This window comes from Deinococcus psychrotolerans (assembly GCF_003860465.1).
Classification (GTDB): domain Bacteria; phylum Deinococcota; class Deinococci; order Deinococcales; family Deinococcaceae; genus Deinococcus; species Deinococcus psychrotolerans.
In genome coordinates, this window is the sequence record NZ_CP034184.1 from 1 (window position 1) to 19,027 (window position 19,027).

Annotated in this window: 19 protein-coding genes and 1 pseudogene; 15 read left to right on the forward strand and 5 right to left on the reverse strand. The window is 59.3% G+C overall.

What is annotated here, in order from left to right; all coding sequences use genetic code 11:
- From EHF33_RS21340 to EHF33_RS13750, 7 genes are all read left to right on the forward strand, one after another.
- Positions 1-279 (forward strand): hypothetical protein, encoded by a 279-nt coding sequence (locus EHF33_RS21340; protein ID WP_124874024.1) that lies wholly within the window; start codon positions 1-3, stop codon positions 277-279.
- Positions 276-569: a hypothetical protein gene (locus tag EHF33_RS13725; RefSeq protein ID WP_124873212.1), complete on the forward strand. Its 294-nt coding sequence runs from the start codon at positions 276-278 to the stop codon at positions 567-569. Before EHF33_RS21340 ends, EHF33_RS13725 begins: the two co-directional genes overlap by 4 nt.
- Before the next feature lie 183 nt (positions 570-752).
- Positions 753-1,373, forward strand: a complete 621-nt coding sequence (locus tag EHF33_RS13730) for a ParA family protein (RefSeq protein WP_241191351.1) — start codon at positions 753-755, stop codon at positions 1,371-1,373.
- A complete protein-coding gene (locus EHF33_RS13735) occupies positions 1,370-1,678 on the forward strand; it encodes a hypothetical protein (RefSeq protein ID WP_124873216.1) in 309 nt (102 codons plus the stop codon). Before EHF33_RS13730 ends, EHF33_RS13735 begins: the two co-directional genes overlap by 4 nt.
- Positions 1,679-2,648: 970 nt before the next feature.
- The gene (locus EHF33_RS13740) at positions 2,649-3,551 is read left to right on the forward strand and encodes a ParB/RepB/Spo0J family partition protein (RefSeq protein ID WP_124873217.1); all 903 of its coding nucleotides are present in this window, start codon (positions 2,649-2,651) and stop codon (positions 3,549-3,551) included.
- A gap of 40 nt (positions 3,552-3,591) precedes the next feature.
- Complete coding sequence (locus EHF33_RS13745) at positions 3,592-4,296, forward strand: hypothetical protein (RefSeq protein ID WP_124873219.1); 705 nt, start codon at positions 3,592-3,594, stop codon at positions 4,294-4,296.
- An 85-nt stretch (positions 4,297-4,381) separates the two neighbouring features.
- Positions 4,382-4,720, forward strand: a complete 339-nt coding sequence (locus tag EHF33_RS13750) for a hypothetical protein (RefSeq protein WP_124873221.1) — start codon at positions 4,382-4,384, stop codon at positions 4,718-4,720.
- 614 nt (positions 4,721-5,334) lie between these two features.
- On the opposite strand, the gene EHF33_RS13755 is transcribed toward EHF33_RS13750, so the two are convergent.
- Positions 5,335-5,592, reverse strand: coding sequence for a hypothetical protein (locus tag EHF33_RS13755; RefSeq protein WP_124873223.1), 258 nt, complete (start codon positions 5,590-5,592; stop codon positions 5,335-5,337).
- 122 nt (positions 5,593-5,714) lie between these two features.
- Between EHF33_RS13755 and EHF33_RS21890 the strand changes: the two are divergent.
- From EHF33_RS21890 to EHF33_RS13785, 6 genes and pseudogenes are all read left to right on the forward strand, one after another.
- Positions 5,715-5,951: pseudogene (locus tag EHF33_RS21890) on the forward strand (helix-turn-helix domain-containing protein); the annotation flags it as partial.
- A 272-nt stretch (positions 5,952-6,223) separates the two neighbouring features.
- A complete protein-coding gene (locus EHF33_RS13765) occupies positions 6,224-6,469 on the forward strand; it encodes a hypothetical protein (protein WP_124873225.1) in 246 nt (81 codons plus the stop codon).
- A gap of 630 nt (positions 6,470-7,099) precedes the next feature.
- Positions 7,100-10,216 carry an ATP-binding protein gene (locus EHF33_RS13770; protein WP_277425549.1) on the forward strand — a complete coding sequence of 1,039 codons (3,117 nt, stop codon included), beginning with the start codon at positions 7,100-7,102 and terminating at the stop codon, positions 10,214-10,216.
- A 287-nt stretch (positions 10,217-10,503) separates the two neighbouring features.
- A complete protein-coding gene (locus EHF33_RS13775; RefSeq protein WP_124873229.1) occupies positions 10,504-10,971 on the forward strand; it encodes a hypothetical protein in 468 nt (155 codons plus the stop codon).
- 25 nt (positions 10,972-10,996) lie between these two features.
- Positions 10,997-11,770: a fimbrial biogenesis chaperone gene (locus EHF33_RS13780; protein ID WP_124873231.1), complete on the forward strand. Its 774-nt coding sequence runs from the start codon at positions 10,997-10,999 to the stop codon at positions 11,768-11,770.
- A gap of 124 nt (positions 11,771-11,894) precedes the next feature.
- Positions 11,895-13,949 carry a hypothetical protein gene (locus EHF33_RS13785; RefSeq protein WP_124873233.1) on the forward strand — a complete coding sequence of 685 codons (2,055 nt, stop codon included), beginning with the start codon at positions 11,895-11,897 and terminating at the stop codon, positions 13,947-13,949.
- A 42-nt stretch (positions 13,950-13,991) separates the two neighbouring features.
- Here the strand turns inward: EHF33_RS13785 and EHF33_RS13790 are convergent, their stop codons facing one another.
- From EHF33_RS13790 to EHF33_RS13800, 3 genes are all read right to left on the reverse strand, one after another.
- The gene (locus tag EHF33_RS13790; RefSeq protein WP_124873234.1) at positions 13,992-14,966 is read right to left on the reverse strand and encodes a helix-turn-helix transcriptional regulator; all 975 of its coding nucleotides are present in this window, start codon (positions 14,964-14,966) and stop codon (positions 13,992-13,994) included.
- On the reverse strand, positions 14,963-15,688 hold the full coding sequence (gene cas6 / locus EHF33_RS13795; protein WP_241191353.1) for a CRISPR system precrRNA processing endoribonuclease RAMP protein Cas6: 726 nt from the start codon (positions 15,686-15,688) through the stop codon (positions 14,963-14,965). Before cas6 ends, EHF33_RS13790 begins: the two co-directional genes overlap by 4 nt.
- A gap of 242 nt (positions 15,689-15,930) precedes the next feature.
- Entirely contained in the window at positions 15,931-16,905 is a 975-nt protein-coding gene (locus EHF33_RS13800; protein ID WP_124873236.1) for a Fic family protein, read from the reverse strand.
- A gap of 51 nt (positions 16,906-16,956) precedes the next feature.
- Between EHF33_RS13800 and EHF33_RS13805 the strand changes: the two genes are divergently transcribed.
- Both EHF33_RS13805 and EHF33_RS13810 read left to right on the forward strand, forming a co-directional pair.
- Positions 16,957-18,074, forward strand: a protein-coding gene (locus EHF33_RS13805) for an IS3 family transposase (protein WP_124873238.1) whose coding sequence is annotated in 2 segments (ribosomal slippage) — positions 16,957-17,209 and positions 17,209-18,074 — 1,119 coding nt in all. Because the reading frame shifts where the segments join, the coding sequence is not laid out codon by codon here.
- Positions 18,075-18,176: 102 nt separating this feature from the next.
- Positions 18,177-18,518 (forward strand): hypothetical protein, encoded by a 342-nt coding sequence (locus EHF33_RS13810; protein ID WP_124873239.1) that lies wholly within the window; start codon positions 18,177-18,179, stop codon positions 18,516-18,518.
- Positions 18,519-18,581: 63 nt separating this feature from the next.
- On the opposite strand, the gene EHF33_RS13815 is transcribed toward EHF33_RS13810, so the two are convergent.
- Positions 18,582-18,890, reverse strand: a complete 309-nt coding sequence (locus EHF33_RS13815; RefSeq protein WP_206431641.1) for a putative quinol monooxygenase — start codon at positions 18,888-18,890, stop codon at positions 18,582-18,584.
- Positions 18,891-19,027 lie beyond the last annotated feature (137 nt).

The window sequence follows — 19,027 nt, forward strand, 5'->3', positions numbered from 1 at the left end:
GTGAATTTGCTGCTTCCGGCCTTCACACAACCGCTCGAATGGATACCTGGCTGCCAGCACGACCGCCTGCACGGGCAGGCCAAAGGCAGGCAACTTGTCTGCGAAGCCGCCCAGATTTGGGGATGGCGCAGCAGCCTCGGCCTTCACGGTATGGATGACGAGCAGCTGGTCGCCGAGGAACCCGACGCGCTAACGTACCTCAATGCGGCCATTCTCGCCCCAGCCTTCAGCCTGAAGTGGGTCGAGGGCGGCCTGATGGTGACGGAAGTCGAGGGATGAGCACCACCACGAAAAGCGTGATCACCCTGCGGCCCGCCCCACACCGCAAGGCCATGTGCGAACGCGAAATGCCCTATGACGTGTTGCTGCACGGCCAGGTGTTCGGTGAGCTGTACTTCAACCTGCGCGGCTACCGAGGATACTTGCCCACGGCTGATGGCAAGAAGCTCGACATCGGCGAGAAAACGCTCTCAGCGTATAAGCGCAAAGTTGCGGTGCTCAACCGAGCATTCAAGGTTGGCAGTGCGGCAGATGCGTCATGCAGCCGCGAAGGTCTGATCCCGTGTTAAGTCTGCAACGCAATGGCACCTACCCGAAAAGCGCGTTGCCATACAGGACTCTATTTCTGGTGGGGTCAATACATACCATCAGCATTCACTTGCCCTCGTACACTTGTGTACAAGTGTACGAGGCTATAAATGTGCAAACGTACATGTTAAGTTGGGTACAATATGATAAGCGGACAGGGTGAGATGGTAGTGATTGCAGTGGTCGGTCTGAAGGGCGGTATTGCTAAGACAACAACGGCGATTCACGTAGCTGGGTGCTTGGCCTTAGCGGGACAGCGAGTGCTCTTGGCCGACGGAGACCGGATTCGTACCTCAACGGCCTGGGCACGTGGCGGCCACCTGCCGTACACTGTCGCTCCAGTGACGGCACTCGCCAGGGCAAGAGAATATGACGCCATTGTGCTTGATACTGAAGGCGGTCCGGACAACACTGAGCTGCTGGAATTTGCTCGCACCGCTGACCTTACCCTGTTGCCCACCACACCGGACATCAATGGTCTCGACGGTGTGGCCCAAACTGCTGAAATTCTGCGCTCAGGTGGCGTGACCAGCGGGAATTACGCTGCTCTTCTGACCATGGTGCGGCCTGGCGGCATGAAAGACATCCAGGCCCGCAAAGGGCTGGTCGAACTCGGTATTCCCGTCCTGAAAGCTGGCGTGCGGATTAGCGAGGCTTTCAGAGACGCTGCAAACGCGGCCATGCTGGTAAAGGACGTGAAGTCCGAGATCGCAATGAAGTGCTGGCATGATTATGAGCGGGTGACTCTGGAAGCTGTGGACCTCATTGGGAGGAGCCGACGATGAGTGACCTCGCGAGTGCCCTCAAAGGTTTACAGCGAACCCGGCAGGAAGAACTACCAGAGCCGAAACCAACGGCTTCTAGAGGTGTACAGGGACGCGATGAGATCAAGTCACTGGCTGGCCGCGTTCCTGTTGCCTTGCACCGCGAACTCAGCCGCGCGCTGCTGGACGTGGCAGATGAACTGAACGTGCGGCGGGTCAACATTGATGAGGCGCTTGAGGCTGCCATGCGCGCCGTCATCCGTGATCCTGCTGCTCGATCAGCCTGGATTCAGCAGTTACGAGCTGTACGCGAGGAGCGGCACTAACTCTCTGTGGTACAAAACCGGTTAGTCACGACTCAGTAGCCAGAGCGCTGGTGAGAGAGACGTATCAAGAACGTGATCTGCCCTCGCTGTGCAACGCTCACCTTCTATAGGCCAACCCTAGGGCGGCCTGGCTTGTTTTTCGTCGTTGCCCAGGTCTGAATGGCCTCTTCCATTGGGCATCTCGCCCTGCCCGCTCGTCGTACTGTAGTCAACTTGACATGTGTGTTTGTACATTTACAAATCTGTGTACAAATACACAAGTGTAGGAGCGATACGAAAAACGTGATCATTCTCCTGCTGGCAGAGATTGAGGGATGAGCATTATTGGCTTGGCAATACCGCTCTTCAGACCGGTCACTGCAATCATTGCCATCTCGCCCTGCCCGCTCGTCGTGTTGTAGTCAACTTGACATGTACGTTTGTACATTTACAAATCTGTGTACAAATACACAAGTGTAGGAGCGATACGAAAAACGTGATCATTCTCCTGCTGGCAGAGATTGAGGGATGAGCATTATTGGCTTGGCAATACCGCTCTTCAGACCGGTCACTGCAATCATTGCCATCTCGCCCTGCCCGCTCGTCGTGTTGTAGTCAACTTGACATGTACGTTTGTACATTTACAAATCTGTGTACAAATACACAAGTGTAAGAGCGATACGAAAAATGTGATCATTCTGCTGCTGGCGGAGATCGAGGGATGAGCATTATTGGCTTGGCAATACCGCTCTTCAGACCGGTCACTGCAATCATTGCCATCTCGCCCTGCCCGCTCGTCGTGTTGTAGTCAACTTGACATGTGCGTTTGTACATTTACAAATCTGTGTACAAATACACAAGTGTAGGAGCGATACAGGGTCAATAGACCTTGGCCATTTTCTGCCTCTCCCAGTTGGGAGAAGTTGCCGTCTTGGGTTCGCCACCCTCCCCAGCGAAGCTGGGAAGAGGGGAGGGTCAAGGAGGATCATTCATGACCACACTGCAAGGCCACTTATTCAGCGCTCCGCTCACCACCGAAGCCCGCCAGGTTGCCGTTCACCTGATCGTTCCACCGGACACCATGCAGGTCATTCCGAGCATTCAGCAGCTCGGTGTGATGCAGAGCGTTCTCCTGAAACCAAGTGGCAACCCGGCGGTGCCGTACCTGATCGTGGATGGTGACCGGCGCATCAGCAGCGCCCTGAAGTACGGCATCGCTGAGGTTCCGGCCCTCATCACGGACGGCACGCGTGGCCAGATCGCCGCCGCGAGCGCCATCCTGAATGCTGCCCGCAGCAGCAACCCCCTCGATGAAGCCCGCAGCTGGCAAGTCGCCCTCAATGACGGCCAATTCGTCAGCGTCACCGACCTCGCCCACCACGTCCACATCAGCGCCCAGACCATCAAACAGCGCCTCAAGCTCCTCAAACTCCCCGAAACCATCCTGATCCATGTCGGCGTCAGCATTGCCGAAGGGGTCGCGCAGCGTCTGGCCAATCTCGGCGATGATTACCTACCGCAGGCCATCCTCGCCGCTGAACGCAAACTCGATGCCGGAGAGAAATTCACCGGCGCGGACCTCAAGCTCACCCAGACGGCCCGTGTGAATGACCTGCAAGGGAGCCTGGATGACTTGTTTGCGGGCTTGCCGCTCCTCAGCATTCAGACCGACCCGTTGGGTGACCTCATCAACGAAGTGCGGCGGCTCGCTCAGCATGCAGGCATCGATCTGGACACGCTGCTCGACGCCCTGCGCCCTACCACCGCGTTCGTTCCTCAACGTCCAGTCCCGGCCCCAGTGCCTGCACCGACCACGCCCGTTCCCATGCAAGCCGCGCGGGTCAGTGTCTTTCCAACTCAGCCGGGCCGAATCAATCTCGGCCTCCGGAGCTAAACCGTGCCCCACTCAACACTGATCTTCAGGAGAGCGAACCATGACCACGTTACTTGAATTGGCCATCACGCCAGCAGCGGGCGGTGCGCGGCAGTGCGGCCCCGGACGGCAGGAAGGGCATATCTACGCCGAATGCGGCTTCTCTTCCCAGAGCGCACCCATCGAGCGTTTCCTGATTGATCACCCGCAAGCTGTCAATCCTGCCCAGCTCGGCCTGAGTGCCCAGGGGGTCAGTCTCATCGAACGTGCGGGGGTCTGGCACATCGTCGACCTGATCGGCGCAGTTCATTACCCGCACCCTGCTGACTTTATTGAAGAGGCCAGGGCTATCGGGATTAGCCGCAAGATTCCCCGGACGGCTGACTTTAATAAGCTCACCGCGCAGAGCACCCTGATCCTCATTCACCCCACCGGTAAGGTCACCAACGCTCCCGCCCTTGCTCCGCACACCCAGCACTTCACCTGTCCCTGCGGCAAGCCCCACGCCGCAGCGGAACCCTGTGCTGGATACCACTGGTGGACGGCTCCCGCCGACTTCAGCCAGACCCGCAAGCTCAAACGCACCAGCTACACCGTCCAGACCCTCGACCTGCTCGCCCCTGCACCCACCTTCACGGCGGCGTACATCATGGCCGTGCCGATCAGTAACCTCAGCGTCATCCGCAACAAGAACGGCCAAGTCAACCAGGACAGTCTCGGCAGAGCGCAACAGTCCCGCCTGCCTGTCCTCACCCCAGATACCTGAACCCCAGCAGGGGAGGGGAGAGGAGCACGGCAGCTCAGCCGACTCCTCTTTTTTTGACCCTCACGCGGCGCGTACCAACAACGGCATGAAACCCAAACGCACCCGCACCCCACTGGATCTCACCGCCACCATCGCCTCAGCTGCCCAGCACCTGAGCCTCAAAAGCGAACTGCGCCGCACCCACGGCCAGAACGCCCACAGCTTCGTCATCACCTCTACCGCACAGCTCAGCGTGTACGACGCGGCAGGCCAGGAAGTGTGGCCCGCGAGGAATGTCCCTGATGACCAGCTTCTCGCGCTCGCCCAAGACGCCGCTGCCCTCCACGGCTTCGGCCATTGGCTCCTCGACGACGCCACCGACCAGCAGCCTAACGGTGAGTGGCGCGCGATCTCCAATCCCCCACTCCTGAACCTGCCCTGGTAAGGCGGCGACCAACCGTCAACCCCCACATGATGGAAGGAGGGCTGCTCACCAATCCGCAGCATCCCATCCCACTCAACTTGGAGATGACCCATGCCCAGACTTCCCCTGACGTTCTACGAATTCGCCTATCCACCCAACGCAGCTTGGGAGCAGTGTGACCCTCCAACTCATCCGCCAAGAGGCGTTGTGCTCCGCTCGGCAGCGAGGTCAAACAGTGGTGATGCAGTTGGAGAGCGGTGCAGTGCTGCGCGTCGCCGCACCGAACCGCTTCGCCCTGACTAGGCCGCGACTCAGGCAGAAGCACACAGCATCGCTGCCGCGCTTGGCTGGCCCGACCCGGTCACAGAGCCGCTCCAGAGCTGCACGCCAGGCTGGCTCATCACGCCCAGACTCGCCGACCTGCTCAAGCGAACCGCTTTTAGGCTCGCTGGCGTGCTCGAGCGGCTCGCCTGGAGGCTCAGGAAATGACCCGCGTGATGCCCAGCGACAACGTCATCAACTCCGATCAACTCCCTGACATTGTCACGCCGGAGCTGGCCCAGTGGCAGCAGTTGGGACTTGCTGCTCCGCGTGCTACGGCGCTAGCCTGGGGCAGCGAAATGAACGCCCTCAGACTAGCTGTGCAAGGTCTGCCGGGTAACTTCGCGTTCGAGCAGGACTTTCTTCGCCTGCCAGTACTGCCCTGGCGTCAGCTCGCCATTGGCATACAGGGTGTAGAGCGCACTGAACTCATCCACGGCAGCGCCGTACTTCAGTCGGGCCAGCGCCAGGCATTGCAACGGCGAGTCCAGCGGCTCCGTCATGACCTTCGGAAGCGGATGACGCGCGCTGAAGGACTTCACCAGCGCCAAAATCCACACAAAAAGTTTCACTCTGAGAATCTAGACAACTCACCTGACGAGAATCTTTTTCCCCGGAGCGGCGCGTGAGCATCTATGCTACGAAATGAGCCTACACCCAGCCCGTCCAGCCCGCCGGCCGCAAATTCGTCCTCGTCGCGGTCGCCAACTTCGCCGACGCCGAAGGCCGCGCTTTCCCCGGCGTGGACACGCTGGCCGTGATGACTGGGCAAGATGAACGCAGCGTCCGCCGTCACCTTGGAGTTCTGGAAGCAGAAGGGTATTTGACGCGGGTGGAGCGTCACCGCCGGAACGAATCGAGAACCACTGACGAACTCTGGCTTCAGGCTCCCAGGGCGGCCCTGCAGCCCGAATCTCCCACCACCGGATAATCTACCCGGTTGCCGCGCACGACTGGTCAATCTACGCGCCTATCAGGCGGTACAACCAGACAATCTGTCCACAGCAAGCGGACAAGTTGGGAGAACTGGCCCCGCCTGCTGGCTCTCGCTCTCAGGAAAATGAAGAACCACAGCACCTGGAATCATCGGTCACCACTGGTTCCGCAATCGGTCCCGTCCCCCGCCCTGAGCAGGTTCTGTGCGCGGCGGCGGACGTCTTCCGGGACACCAAAGACCTGCTGCACCGGATCTTCGGCGCACGGATGCCCGCGGAGCTGATCGGCAGTCCCGCCGGCCTCGCCGACCGCGCCCACTGGTACGGCGTGCCGCTCAAACGGGCGCAGGAACTGCTGGGGCAGACCCAGACGGAAGCGTCATGGCTGGGCTTCAAGGTGCCGACCATGCTGCGCGACCTGTTGGACCGGGAAGTCCAAGCATCAAGCTTAACCGTCAGCATCCCAATTCACGCGGCCCCGAGTCAATTTCAGGTGGGCCAAGAGGTTCAGTGAGAACTACAAGGCTGAAGCCGTCATGGACAGCTTCATCGAGCTTTACGACGACTGCAACGGCAGCGTCAGAGTGTCCAGAAACAGCAGCGATTTTGCCTCTGTGAAGCGTGTAGACGCGTGAGCAAGCCCAAACGCCCCGCACTCCGCCTGCCCCTGTTCTCCTACGTTCTGGACAGCGCCAATATCGCCGGGAAGAGAATCGTTAGCCTCGCTTGGATCGTTTTGAAGTGAACCACAAAGGTGCGTCTGGACGTGATCGCAAGGCCACAAAACTCTAGAAAGACCCGTCTCAGCCCTTTACCCTTTCAATTTAATAGAGTCAGCAACACCGCTCTCAGGTGGGAGATCAGCTTTCTTCGGCGGGACTCATACTCATATACTGGGGTGGTGCAATTCACCGCGCCTGATGTCACCCTACAGCTCTTGGGTGTTCCATCACTCGTGGTGGATGGCCGGGTTCGGCAGTTGGAGCGCAAAGCGGCGGGAGTCTTGGCGTATGTGTGCTTGGAAAGTCAAGTAACACGCGAGCAGGTAGCGGATCTGCTGTGGCCCAATGTGCCTGACAGATCAGCGCGCACCAACCTGCGTCAGACGCTTTGGCGACTACGCACTTACGGCACAGAACTGGTAGTGGATAACGGGCTGCTAACGCTGGCCAGCCACGTCCACACGGACGTCATACAGTTCAGACTTGCCACGCTTGAGGGACGTGATCTAGAAGGGCTGACTGGAGAGGACAAGCTACTGGCCAACAAGGATTTCAGTGACTGTCCTGCGTTCGAGGAGTGGTTGCTGGCCGAAAGGGAACATCACAAAACACTACTCCACGATGCTCTGTGGAAACGGTGCCGTACCTACCAGGATGGAGGAGATCTGAGCAGCGCTATGCGGGTGGCAACGCGTCTGCTTGAACTCGACCCGCTATCCGAACCTGTGTACCGGTTGATCATGACTTTACACGTAGGTCTAGGAGACCGTGCCGCAGCGTTGGCTGCCTTTCGCACCTGTCGTGAGGTTCTCAAACAGGAATTGGGAGTATCTCCACTGCCAGAAACACTCGTGCTGGCCGACCGGATTCGGCAAGCTGGGGCGGCGGGCGAGGCGCAGAATCCGCCCCCCTGGCAGCCTCCGCTGATAGGCCGTGACGCGGAATCGGCGCGATTGAATGCGGCTCTAGACGCAGGGCAAATCGTTATGGTGAGCGGCCCACCAGGAATAGGGAAGACACGGCTGCTGCTGGAGATTTTGCGTACGCGCGGCGCGGCGCTCTGTCTGGAATCACGTCCAAATGACGAAACTGTGCCCTACTTGGCACTGGGTCGGCTGGCACGGAGACTCCTAAAAGCACACCAGGACGCTGCACTGCTCTACCCTGCTTCCACGTCCGAACCGCTCGAAGATTGGGTGCGTGCCGAGGCCGCGCACCTATTGCCAGACCTGTGGCCTGAGGAATCGAGGGCGGGACTGCTGAGCTCAGCGGCGGCGCAACGCCGCTTCCTAGAAGCGATGACCCGGCTGGTCACCGCCCTTCTACCGCTTGCGCTGAGCATGCAGGAAGGAAGCGGCACGGGCGGGGCTGGCAGTCTTTTGCTGGATGATCATCAGTGGACGGATGAGCGCAGCTGGGAAGCATGGATGTTCATCTTCTCGCAGCCTGAATGGCGAGCGCTGGGCGTGCGGGTGGGCATCACATTCCGGCAAGGCGAACTCTCGTTTTCGCGGCTGGAGACCCTCGAGCGGCTGATGGACGGCGGGGCAGCCCTGAACATCAATCTTCAACCCCTGCATGAATTGGGGGTCGGTACTCTCACCCGTGCCTTCTTGAAGCATCGTGGAGCCGAGTCAGGGTCGGTGGCGGAGTCGTCCATGATGGAAGCACTCTGGCGGCACACTGGAGGAAACCCACTGTTTGTGCTGGAGACGTTGCGCAGTCTGATGGATGCCGGTGACTTTGCAGCGTATGAGCGCAATCCACAGGCGCTGCCGTTGCCGCCGCAACTGGAACCGCTGCTGCGCCGCCGCTTGGAGCGTGTTTCGGTTCCGGCACTGCGACTGGCCCGCGTAGCCGCTGTGGCCGGCTCAGAGTTCGACGCGCAACTCGCGGCTCAGGTAATGGACCTTCACCCGCTCGATCTCGTGCAACCTTGGGCAGAACTGGAGGCCGCGCAGATCATGAGCGGCTCGAGCTTCGCGCACGACATGATCGCGCAGGCAGCTCGCCAGGGTGTGCCGCTTCCGGTACGGGCGCTCCTGCACGCCAGCATTGCCTCGCACCTACAAAACCGGAGTGGGTCTTACCCAAAGGCCACTGCACCTGAACACCTGGCACTTCACTGGGAGGCCGCCGGTCAGCCGTCCAGCGCCGCACCTCACTGGGTCAGGGCCGGTTGGGTGGCGCTGGGCCGTGGTGCCTGGGCGGACGCCGCCTTGGACTTCCGGCATGCCCTCACTACTGGAGGGCAGGGCAGCGTCGCAGACGCTCAGTACGGTCTTGGAATGGCCCTACGCGGCCATGATCCGCCAGGAGCAGAGCAGGCGATGCTCGCCGCACTACTCGCCGCCCCGAACGCCCACCGGGAAGTGGAGGTATCCGCTGCTCTAGCAGAACTCTACCGGTTGTGTGGCCGACTGGACGACGCCCTGGGTCAGATCATCCGGGCTACCGATCTGGCCAGCAGCATCCTGACGCAGCCCGAGCAGGCTGAGTTGTGGCGCGTCCGGTTCGCGGTACATCTGCGCGCTGGACAGTACGCGGCGGCGGAAGACGCGATTCTCACGGCGCAGATCCTCGCACCGGGGCGAACCGAGATTACCAATGAGCATGCGCTGCTCCTCTGGATGGCCGGACGGCTGGATGAAGCGGCCCAGTTATACGAGTCCTTCCAGCTGGTCACCCCATCAGCGGCGCGCCAACCTGACCCGGCATGGTACGCCGGAAATCTGGGCTGGACATATTGGGCGCTGGGACGGCTCGCGGAAGCCGAGGCGATCCTGGCCCTGCCGATGACCCCTCCGGGCTCGCCGTTCGATGTGGGGGTTCGGCAGATTCACCAAGCGCTGGTATCCATCAGTCAGGGCCGTTACAGCAAGGCGTTGCAAGAACTGGACGCGGCTGAGCCGGTGCTCGGCGCATACCCACCGCCCCTTGTAGATCTGTGGCACCGACGTGGTCTGCTGGCAATTTACGCCGGACAGTATAAGGAGGCGGCAGCGCTGCTGACCCAGGCCGTTGTCCTCGCTCAAGAGGTTGGTGATCCGGTGCGGCTCTCTTTGGCGCTCAGTGGCCTCACCTCGGCTCACGCGCTTTTGGGACAACGCGCTGAGGCGGAACACGGGGCTCAGCGCGTACGCGACTTGTCGGTTCACATTCAGGTGCCGCTGACGCAAATAGTAGCCAATCAGGCGCTGGTACTGGTGGCCACTCTGGGAGGCAGGGACGAGCAGGCCGCCAACCTCGCCGACGAGATGGTCCGGCAAGCCCGTACGTGCCAGATGGAGGAATTGCTGGCGCGAGGCTTACTCCTCCGGGCACCGTTACGCAGCGCAGCAGACGCCAAGTTCGACCTGCTGGAAGCCGTCCAACTCGCCCAAGCAGGCGGAATGCTGGACGTGCAGTACCACACGGCGCGGGCCCTGTCAGTCACAGATCCAGCGTGGAGCACACAAGCCAACGACCTGTACCGTCAACTTATCGCTCTGTCCCCTCCTGGCTTTCTGGACGCCCTCGCACCCCCCCCAACGGCATAACGCTCCAATAACGCAGGGGCTTTTACGATGCCCATGTGAGGATCCCACGCTTTCCTCAAAGCCCAACGCATATTTACTTGCTGATCAGCTTAAGCAGGTTACGGTAGGAGCGCCCGCTGGCTGCCTCCCCACTTCGACTTTTCGGAACCCGGCATCCGAACAGATCAAATACCCTCTACATCCCGAACAGCCAAGATGACCTTACCTACCGGACATGAACGCTCAGTGTCCCCTTTCTCTCTCATGAGTAAAAAATCGAATCAGCCAACAGTTCTAAGGAGATGAATATGAAGAAACTTCTTTTTATCAGCGCCGCCCTGATTTCACTTGCTTCCACCGCCATGGCAGGTAACGTGACCCAAGAAATCCCAGTAACGGCAACTGTGGATCCCAGCTGCGTTTTTGAGGGCGACGCCGTTCCGCTGACGTTCCATTACACTGCGGCCAACGGGGTCAGCGACCAGATGGGCGGCTCGACCGGGACGCTCCATTGCAACTTCGGAAGTATCAACGCCCAGTCGCCTACCGTCACTGTGACCAAGCCCGACGTGCTCAACCGTGTGGACGGCAGTAGTGCAGTTCTCAGTGTCGACCTTGCCGTTTCGGCAGTCGAGGCTTACGCCGGTGATCCCGGCAGCCAGTATTACGGCTCAGACAGCCGCGTCTACACTGTCAGTGCCTCGGCACGTACCGACCAGTGGACTGTCCCTAACGCTGACTATGCAGGTATCGTTACCGTCAGCGTCGACTTCTAACCTCCATCCCCTTTGAGGCGCGGCGATGACACCGCGCCTCTGTTTGCTGGCACACCGCACCGAGGTTTTGATGAATCCCTTCCGACGCGTCGGTATCTGTTTCACCCTGAGCCTCCTGTCATTCGGACATGTTCAGGCCGTGAACCTGGTCTTTACCCCCACCCTGCTGAATATCAATCCAATCCGAACCCTGAACGCTTCAACCAGCGTTCAGAACAAAGACACCGTTCCGGTCGAGTTTACAGTTGAGGTCATGCGCTGGAGCCAGCAAGACGGCAAGGACGTACTCGAACTGACGCCGGAGGTGCTGACCAACCCGCCCCGCTTCGTCTTGGAACCTGGCCGCACCCAGACCATCCGCGTCGGATTGCGCACGCGCGGCAGCTTACCCGAGGCCACCTACCGGGTGGTGCTAACTGGAACGCCAAAGTCCACTCCTCTGATCTCCACTGCTAACGCCGCCACAGTCAGCGGCAGTATCACGACGCGCTACGCCTTCAGTTTGCCCTTGTTCGTGACGGTGCCTGGCGCGGTCGCCCACCTGCGCCCGCGACTGGAACAAACCCCAGATGGCTTGGTTCTCCGCTGGACAAATGACGGCACAGCAGCCGCATCGCTCAGGAACAGCAGTGTCACACACGGAGGCGAAAAGGTTCCGGTCGGCGGGACGTATGTGCTTGCCGGTTCGACCGTGACACTGCCATTGCCACTGCATGACTACCCCCAAGACGGCCTGTCTGTCTCATATACCGATCAAGGTCAGGAGAAGCATGAGCGGCTTGGCCTCCAGACTCCTTAGCCTCACGCTAGGTCTGCTCGCAAACCTGGCAGCCGCTCAGAGCGCTGCAGCCCCTCCTACCCCTGCTCTCCCGTCCATTTCTATGTCATCCAATGGAACGCAGGTCTGCACGGCGGATGAGACCTTGCTCGAGATCCACGTCGGTGCCACCAACCGTGGCACCTTCCTCACTCACCTGGTGGGACAGGACGTCTGGCTGGATCCCAAAGCATTGCGTCCGGAAGAGAAGGCATACTTTGACGCCGAGGTTGACTGCGGTCTCGCACGGTACGTCCACCTCCTTCCTAGCTTCTCCCCAACAATCAACACCGAACGGCTCACGCTCACTTTCCAGCCCGCCCCTCGGGCACTGGCGGGCCATTCGCTCACGGTGGTAGAGCCGCTTGAGCCGTCAGCGGCGACCACACCGCTGTTCTCCGTCGATTATGCGGCGGGGATGTCGGGCAACTTGAGTACCTCCCCCAGTTTTCGTGGAGCAGTCCGCGCCCATTACGTCAATGGGCCATGGTCTGCGTCCGTAGGCACGGCAGCAGACGTCACGGCAAGCCGTATCCGGTGGGTGCCCTCCGCGCAGGTGGGGTTGAATGTCTCCGCGACGTCTTCTGTTCAGTTGGCCTACAACGTCGGCTACACGGGCGACGTTTCATACGCTGCTTCTACTGCATTCTCCAGCTTAAATGCATTCCTCTTCACCGGAGCCCGGTTACAGCTGTCGAATATGCCGCTGCAAGTCTGGCCAGCGTTAACCATTGATCTGCCGTTCCAGGCGCACCTACGTGTCCGTGTTGACGGCCTCCTGATCGCAGAATATGACGTGATGGCAGGACCAGTAACGCTACGCGATCTGCCGCTGCACAACAACCAAGGCCGGATCGAGGTGGAGATCCGGGACGAGACCGGTACCCGCACCGTCGTTCAGGATTATCTGTTCCCCGGCAAACCACCAGGCAGTTATGAGCTCTCGCTCGACGCGGGGTTCTTGAACACCACCCCTTACCTTGGCACCAGGGGACGATATAGCCTGTCTCCGCTGGTGAATGTAGAAGGCACTGGTCGGGTCATCGGAACAGCCTTCCAGGCACAGGTCAGAACGGTAATCAGTCCAAACCCTACGCGGTCGTTCAGCGTCGGGATGGCGTACGACTCCCAGCAGAATCAGCCGTTCAGCGTCGTGGGAAGCGCTTGGCTGCTCGCTGCGCCTTTCACGGTCACCGCATCGGCGGCCGTGCCAGCCAATGACGTGACCCAGACACGGTTCGCTACCTCACTTGCCTACAGGGCGCAGAACTATGACGTGCAGTGGGGCATATCTATGATCGGTGGCCCTTCCAACCTAACTTCGACATTACAAGGCAATCTCCGCGTCTTGCCTGCACTGACCTTGAGTCCTGCTTTGACAGTGCGCCGAGACGCCCTGCGCGTTGGATTATCTGTGGACTATCACCCGGACAAGGCCCTGACTCTCAGAAGCAGTGGGAGCATCAGCAGCGGCGGTGCCACTGGTTCTCTGACGGCCCAGTACCAGCTGAATCCCACGACTCAGCTCAGCGTTTCGGCCAAGACAGGCGGCGCGTCGCTCAACTTGCACTATGCCGATAAAGTGAAGGTCGACGCGTCGCTCAGTACCGACGGCTGGGGCAACGTTGCTGTGCAGGGCACCACCTACCTATTACCAAGTGGGATTCAGTTCAGCCAAGGCAACTTGTATGGGGCCTTTGTGATTCTTGAAACCGGGCTACCGACGCTGAAAGTTTTTGCAGACGGTCAGTTCAAAGGCGTGACCGATGCTTCGGGACGCTTGATCTTCAGCGTGACTTCAAGCCGAGCCGTCACTATCCGTATTGATGCGGACACTCTCCCGTTTGATGTCACTCTTAAATCTGACGCTGAGCGACTCAACTTTCCCAGCCCCGGTAGCTACCGACTGGACTGGCGCAGCAAATTCGTGCGCTCACGTTTTGTAACGTTCCGCTGGGCAGACAAGAGCTTGGCCGTCAATGCAGAGATTCGCTTCGAGAACGCTGAGATCAATTACACGGACAGTCTGGGGACCGGTTTTTTGCTGGTGTCATTATACGATCGCCAAGCAATCATGGTTTCCCAAGACGGCAAGAGAAGGTGTTCTCTGATCGTTGCAGCGAACACTGAAGTGGCCACCTGTGCGCCCAATCCCTCCTGAGCTGCGTGGGCACCGAATTTAGACTGACGAGGACTGTTGTGCTCACAGCCCGTAGCGTTCGCCCACTTCTCTTGCTTCGGCCAACCATTGCTGCCGGAGCCAGCCAGGAGAGATCACCTCTACTCTTGGCCCCCACCCACGAATCCACGCCATGACCTCCACTGGGAGGTTATGGCGATCAAGTGGGGCATTGAGACGCAGGACGTAGCAGCCATTATCTTGCCGCTCTCCTTCAAGCTGGCCCGGCCAGCGGCGGTAGTGCACGTATGGCGTGGCTTCCGGTGTGAAACGCAGACAGATCTCGCAGTGCTGCTGACCACCAATGATTCCCCATGCGCCGTCCAGTTCAGCCTGAGGATCGAAATCGAGATCAGGACTGAGCTGAGCAGTCAGTCGCCGGGCATCTTGAAAGCGGGAGAGGTGAAACGTCTTGACCTTTGTCTCACCCTGCCGCCGAGCGAACACGTACCAATCGAGGTTACTGCGGTTGATCTCCATAAAGGCGATATCGGCCACGCTCCACTTCGGCACGCTTTCTGTCGGTTTCTGATAGAGAAATTCGACGGCCTCTCCATAACACCAAGCGGCGGCCACCGTTTCTAGGATTCTGGGCGTGCTGCCTTGGGGAGACGCCAAGGTACGGCGCAAGACCGCCTGCAACCGTAGAGGTAACTGCTCGGTCAGGTGAATCAGCGCCTCGTGGTAGACCCGGCTGGGGGTGGGGGCATGGTGGTGCAGGAGCCGTAACAGAGCGTGGGTAATCACGGCACGCACGGGTTCAGGGCTGCTGATTGTCGCCCGCCACGGATGCTGGAGGCCGTAGCGGATGGGCCGCTCTTCGGTCTGCCAGATAACGTGGCCCTCGGCACGCAGCAAGCGGCGATCACGCTGCACTTCCTGCAGTTGGCAGTCCAGGTGCCTTGCCAACTCTGCGGTGGTCATCGGTCCCTCCTCGCTGAGGAGCCGGATGTGGCGCAGCAACCGCTGGCCCTGGCTGCGTTTACGGGTCACGGTCACAGTGCCGAATCGAGTGTGTACAGCCCCGCCCCGAAATGCGCCCACTTCCCTACACCGAGCTGCTCTCCGTAGCGCAACAGGGCTGTGAAGGGTGACAGGTCACCTCGGTACTCTACGGTGCCGATCAGGCCATCCATACTGGCCTTCTGATCGGGCCGGCTGCCTTTGCGCAGCTGCGAAACCTGGTGCGTGTGCTGCGCAACCGTTTCAATATCGCGGGCCATCAGCGGTAACTGAGAGAAATCACTTCCAACACTCCGGCCACCTCCGTACATTTGTTCCAGATTGCTCACGCGCCGTTGCAAAGCCCTCACCAAGACCGGGAAATGCAGGTGCTGCGCCATCTGACCATCCACTTTGAGATGAAGTGGCGAACGCAAATGCAGACAAACACTCCCGTGCGCCAAAGGTGGAAAATTGGCAAGCCCCAGCACGATAGGAGAGAGATTGACGCCCAGTTCTGCGCCTTGGAGGAGCAAGGTCTGTTCTCCGGTATAAGGCTGGACACTGCGAACCTCGGTCATCTCAAGGCGACCACGCGTCCGCCCAAGGCCGCGCTGACCCACCTCGCGCAGCGCCGCAAGCAAATACGCCAGTTGCGCTGCAGCTTGGCCGATCACCACCATGCCGAAGGTCAACGTTTCGCCGGGTTCTAGCTTCTGATCTTCGCCGTAAGCCACCCGGAAAACCACTGGACGGGGTGGTGTGGCCAGCGAGGCCACGGCCAGCGTCTGGGGTCGCCGGGGAGCATATGTCAGTCCATACGGACAGATGGTTTGGAGCGGGCAGCCTTGGCAAGTCTCGCAGTGTGGCTGTGTACAGGGCACGCCCAAAAGCCCCTTCCAGTTTTGAACCGGGGAAAGGGGGCAGGTCAACTCTCTCCAGGGCCCGTAAGGTTACGCTCAGCACGATGAAGTTCAGATCCAAGGGCATCATGGGACGAGTGTGGAGGGGTAGGGCGTCACTAGAAGCCGTCATTGGGTTCCTCCTTTGCGTCCCGCAGCCGCAGCAGGGGATGACTGTAGAGCTTGCGCCCACGCTTGACCGCCACCAGCTGTCCCCGCGTGACCCACTGACGCAAAGTGGCTTCCTGAACCCCAAAGCCTTGGGCCAGCTCACTCAGGGGCTGCAATGGAGACGCAGCGCCCACAGCCGCTGCCAGCAAAATGTCCAGTTGCGGCAACACGCCGTCTGCCAGCAGATCTTGCATAGGACCAAAGTCGCCCTCGTCCAGCGCCCGCTCCAGAGTGATGCGGTTCGGCGTGGGAAAAATGGTATGAAAGCCCCGGTCTCCAGCTTCCAATGCGGCGTAATACCGTTCTCTATCACTGGCCTCCGTCCCCTTGATGATGATCGGCGGCCACCCCAGACTGATGGCGACATAATTGAGCAAGATGCGTCCCGCACGCCCATTACCGTCCCGGAAGGGGTGAATGGCCTCGAACAACACATGCAGACGTGCCAGTGCCTCCAGCGCTGTGAACCGGGCCAAGATAATGGGAAGAAGCTCCAGCCAAGTCCGCATGTACGTCTCCGCATCATGTTCGGGCGGGCGCACCTTTGCTCCGCTGATCTGGATACCGCCGGTGCGAAACAAACCACGCCGCTCATCGAGTTCGCGGAACAGCTCGCTGTGGATGTGGCGGATCATGGCAAGACTTACGACCACTTCGCCTTCCCGGTGGTGCTGTAAAGCCAGATCGTACAACCCCTGCGCCGCTCGGAAGTAGTTCAGGATTTCCGGCCCGCTGCGCCGCCCCCCCAGCACCGCCTTGAGTTGGGCATCGGTAGCGAAGTATCCCTCAATGCTTAGCGACTGGCGGGTTTCTTCCTGAAGCATGTACAGCCACTCATCGTTGCGGACGCCCACGGGCGGCAGACCGCCCAACTCGGCCAGCTTGGCAAGCCGACGTGACGTGCTCCCGGAAAACCGAGCCATATGAGAATGGAGTATCTGGCACACTGAGGGACGACGTCCCCGGAGGTCAGCATGAAGGGAAAAAAGTTCACCGATGAACAGATCAGCTTCGCGCTCAAACAAGTAGAAACCGGTGTTACTATCGGTGAAGTCTGTCGGAAAATGGGCGTCGCTGAATCGACGTTCTTCAACTGGAAAAAGAAGTATAGCGGTCTGGGTCTGAGTGAGTTACGCCGTCTGAAGCAGCTCGAAGAGGAGAACCGCAAGCTCAAAGCGTTGGTCGCCGACCTGAGTCTGGACAAAGCCATGCTCCAAGATGTGATTGCAAAAAAGCTCTAAAGCCCGTCCAGCAGCGCGTTTTAGTCACTCATCTGCGGCGGGCGTATCGGATCAGCGAGCGGCGAGCGTGTCGGGTGCTCAAGGTGTGGCGTTCCGTCCAGCGGTATCAACCGCTGGTGGACACTCAGGAGCCAGTCATCCTGAAGCGGATGACCGAGATCTCCCAGACGCGGGTACGATATGGCTACCGGCGTATTCATGTCTTGATGGCCCGTGAAGGCTGGAAGATCAATCACAAACGAATTTACCGGCTCTACAAACAAGCTGGGCTCAATCTGCGGATGAAGCGACCTCGACGCCGGGTATGTGCCGCGCATCGCGCGACGCGAGAAGAACCTATCCAGGCCAACCAGGTCTGGGCGATGGATTTCGTCTCAGACGCACTATTTAATGGTAAACGCTTTCGATCCCTGACCTTGATCGACATTTTCACACGGGAGTGCCTGGCAATCCACGTCGATCAAAGTATCAAAGCCGAGCGGGTGGTCGAAGTGGTGACCGAGGCCGCCAGGGGCCGTGGGGCCCCTGGCAAGATCCGAGTCGACAATGGGAGTGAGTTCATCAGCAAAGCGCTAGACCTGTGGGCGTATCAGCGCCAAGTCACCCTTGATTTTTCCCGTCCAGGACGCCCTCAAGACAACGGATACATCGAATCATTTAATGGCAGTTTCCGGGACGAGTGCCTGAATACCCACTGGTTTCTGTCGTTGGATGACGCCGCTGAGAAGATTGAGAAGTGGAGGATCGACTATAATGACATCAGGCCGCACTCGGCACTGGGAAATCTCGCTCCAGGAGCATTCGCAGCGCAGTTTGCCTCAACTCGCCGCCCGCCGGAGACTCCATCCTGACCCGGATCGGTTTTTGGGAGCACCTCAAGATAAGATTTGGAGTGCAACTGGACTGGACCGACGACGGGGGGAACCTCAGTCGGCATCTCCAAAGCTAGGAGCTTGCAGCGCCGCCTGAGCGCCTGCGGCAAGACCTACCTGATCGTGCTGAACGAGCCTGAAATTGAGTCCTACTTCGTGGCCACCGTAGCGGAGGCCTGCGCCCTGACTGAGGTTGGGTATGAGGTGCTCACCAAGAGTTTCATCGGCACGCTGCCCGAGCTGCTGGCCCGCCTTGCCGAGTGGGGCGTTCAGGACATCGACCTCAGCGGGGCAGATAGGCTCTGCTTGGGGTGGCGCTACGCCGCCGAGGCTGCCGGATACGACGCCAAGCTCTTGGAACTCTCGGTTCTCAACCACCCCGATGGTGGCTACGTCCATCTTGGTCACGCCCGGCTGCCCTGAATGCGGGTGCAACTTCTGAGCTTGGCGCAGGTTTCAATTGCTGGTCTCAGGTCACCCTAGGTTCTAGGATGTTTTTTTAACCCAGATGGGTGAAGCGGCTGTTACTTCTGCCGGTCCCATCAGGTAAGGTTCTACTTCCTGTAGATATGCCAGGTAAGCAGGCGTCTGTAAGAAACTTGCTGCGGACTCAGCATTTGTATACTGCTGATAAACCACAATAACGTCCTGATTATTATCATCAAAGCAGTAAAAATAAGCTTCGTGATCACCATTTGTTGTGATATTTGGTGCCATGTGACGCTCCCATATGGAGTGAACTGTTTCTCTTTCTCCAGGCTGTGTTACGTGACGGATAAAAACAGAAGTAGACATAATGACTCCTTAAATAAATAGAATGGCTGATTAAAACTTTTCGGCTCAGTCTTCATCGGAAGGTAAATATGAGTGCCTATTGGGTCGCGTACCTTAGATATAATCTCATTTAGTTTAGACAGATGTAACCTGTTCGT

Excerpts from the sequence above, each read along its gene's own strand:
- EHF33_RS13750 (WP_124873221.1), top strand. The coding sequence starts at position 4,382 with ATGAAACCCAAACGCACCCGCACCCCACTGGATCTCACCGCCACCATC.
- EHF33_RS13740 (WP_124873217.1), top strand. The coding sequence starts at position 2,649 with ATGACCACACTGCAAGGCCACTTATTCAGCGCTCCGCTCACCACCGAA.
- EHF33_RS13815 (WP_206431641.1), bottom strand. The coding sequence starts at position 18,890 with ATGTCTACTTCTGTTTTTATCCGTCACGTAACACAGCCTGGAGAAAGA.
- EHF33_RS13775 (WP_124873229.1), top strand. The coding sequence starts at position 10,504 with ATGAAGAAACTTCTTTTTATCAGCGCCGCCCTGATTTCACTTGCTTCC.
- EHF33_RS13730 (WP_241191351.1), top strand. The coding sequence starts at position 753 with ATGGTAGTGATTGCAGTGGTCGGTCTGAAGGGCGGTATTGCTAAGACA.
- EHF33_RS13735 (WP_124873216.1), top strand. The coding sequence starts at position 1,370 with ATGAGTGACCTCGCGAGTGCCCTCAAAGGTTTACAGCGAACCCGGCAG.
- EHF33_RS13780 (WP_124873231.1), top strand. The coding sequence starts at position 10,997 with ATGACACCGCGCCTCTGTTTGCTGGCACACCGCACCGAGGTTTTGATG.
- EHF33_RS13800 (WP_124873236.1), bottom strand. The coding sequence starts at position 16,905 with ATGGCTCGGTTTTCCGGGAGCACGTCACGTCGGCTTGCCAAGCTGGCC.
- EHF33_RS13745 (WP_124873219.1), top strand. The coding sequence starts at position 3,592 with ATGACCACGTTACTTGAATTGGCCATCACGCCAGCAGCGGGCGGTGCG.
- EHF33_RS13765 (WP_124873225.1), top strand. The coding sequence starts at position 6,224 with ATGCCCGCGGAGCTGATCGGCAGTCCCGCCGGCCTCGCCGACCGCGCC.
- EHF33_RS13725 (WP_124873212.1), top strand. The coding sequence starts at position 276 with ATGAGCACCACCACGAAAAGCGTGATCACCCTGCGGCCCGCCCCACAC.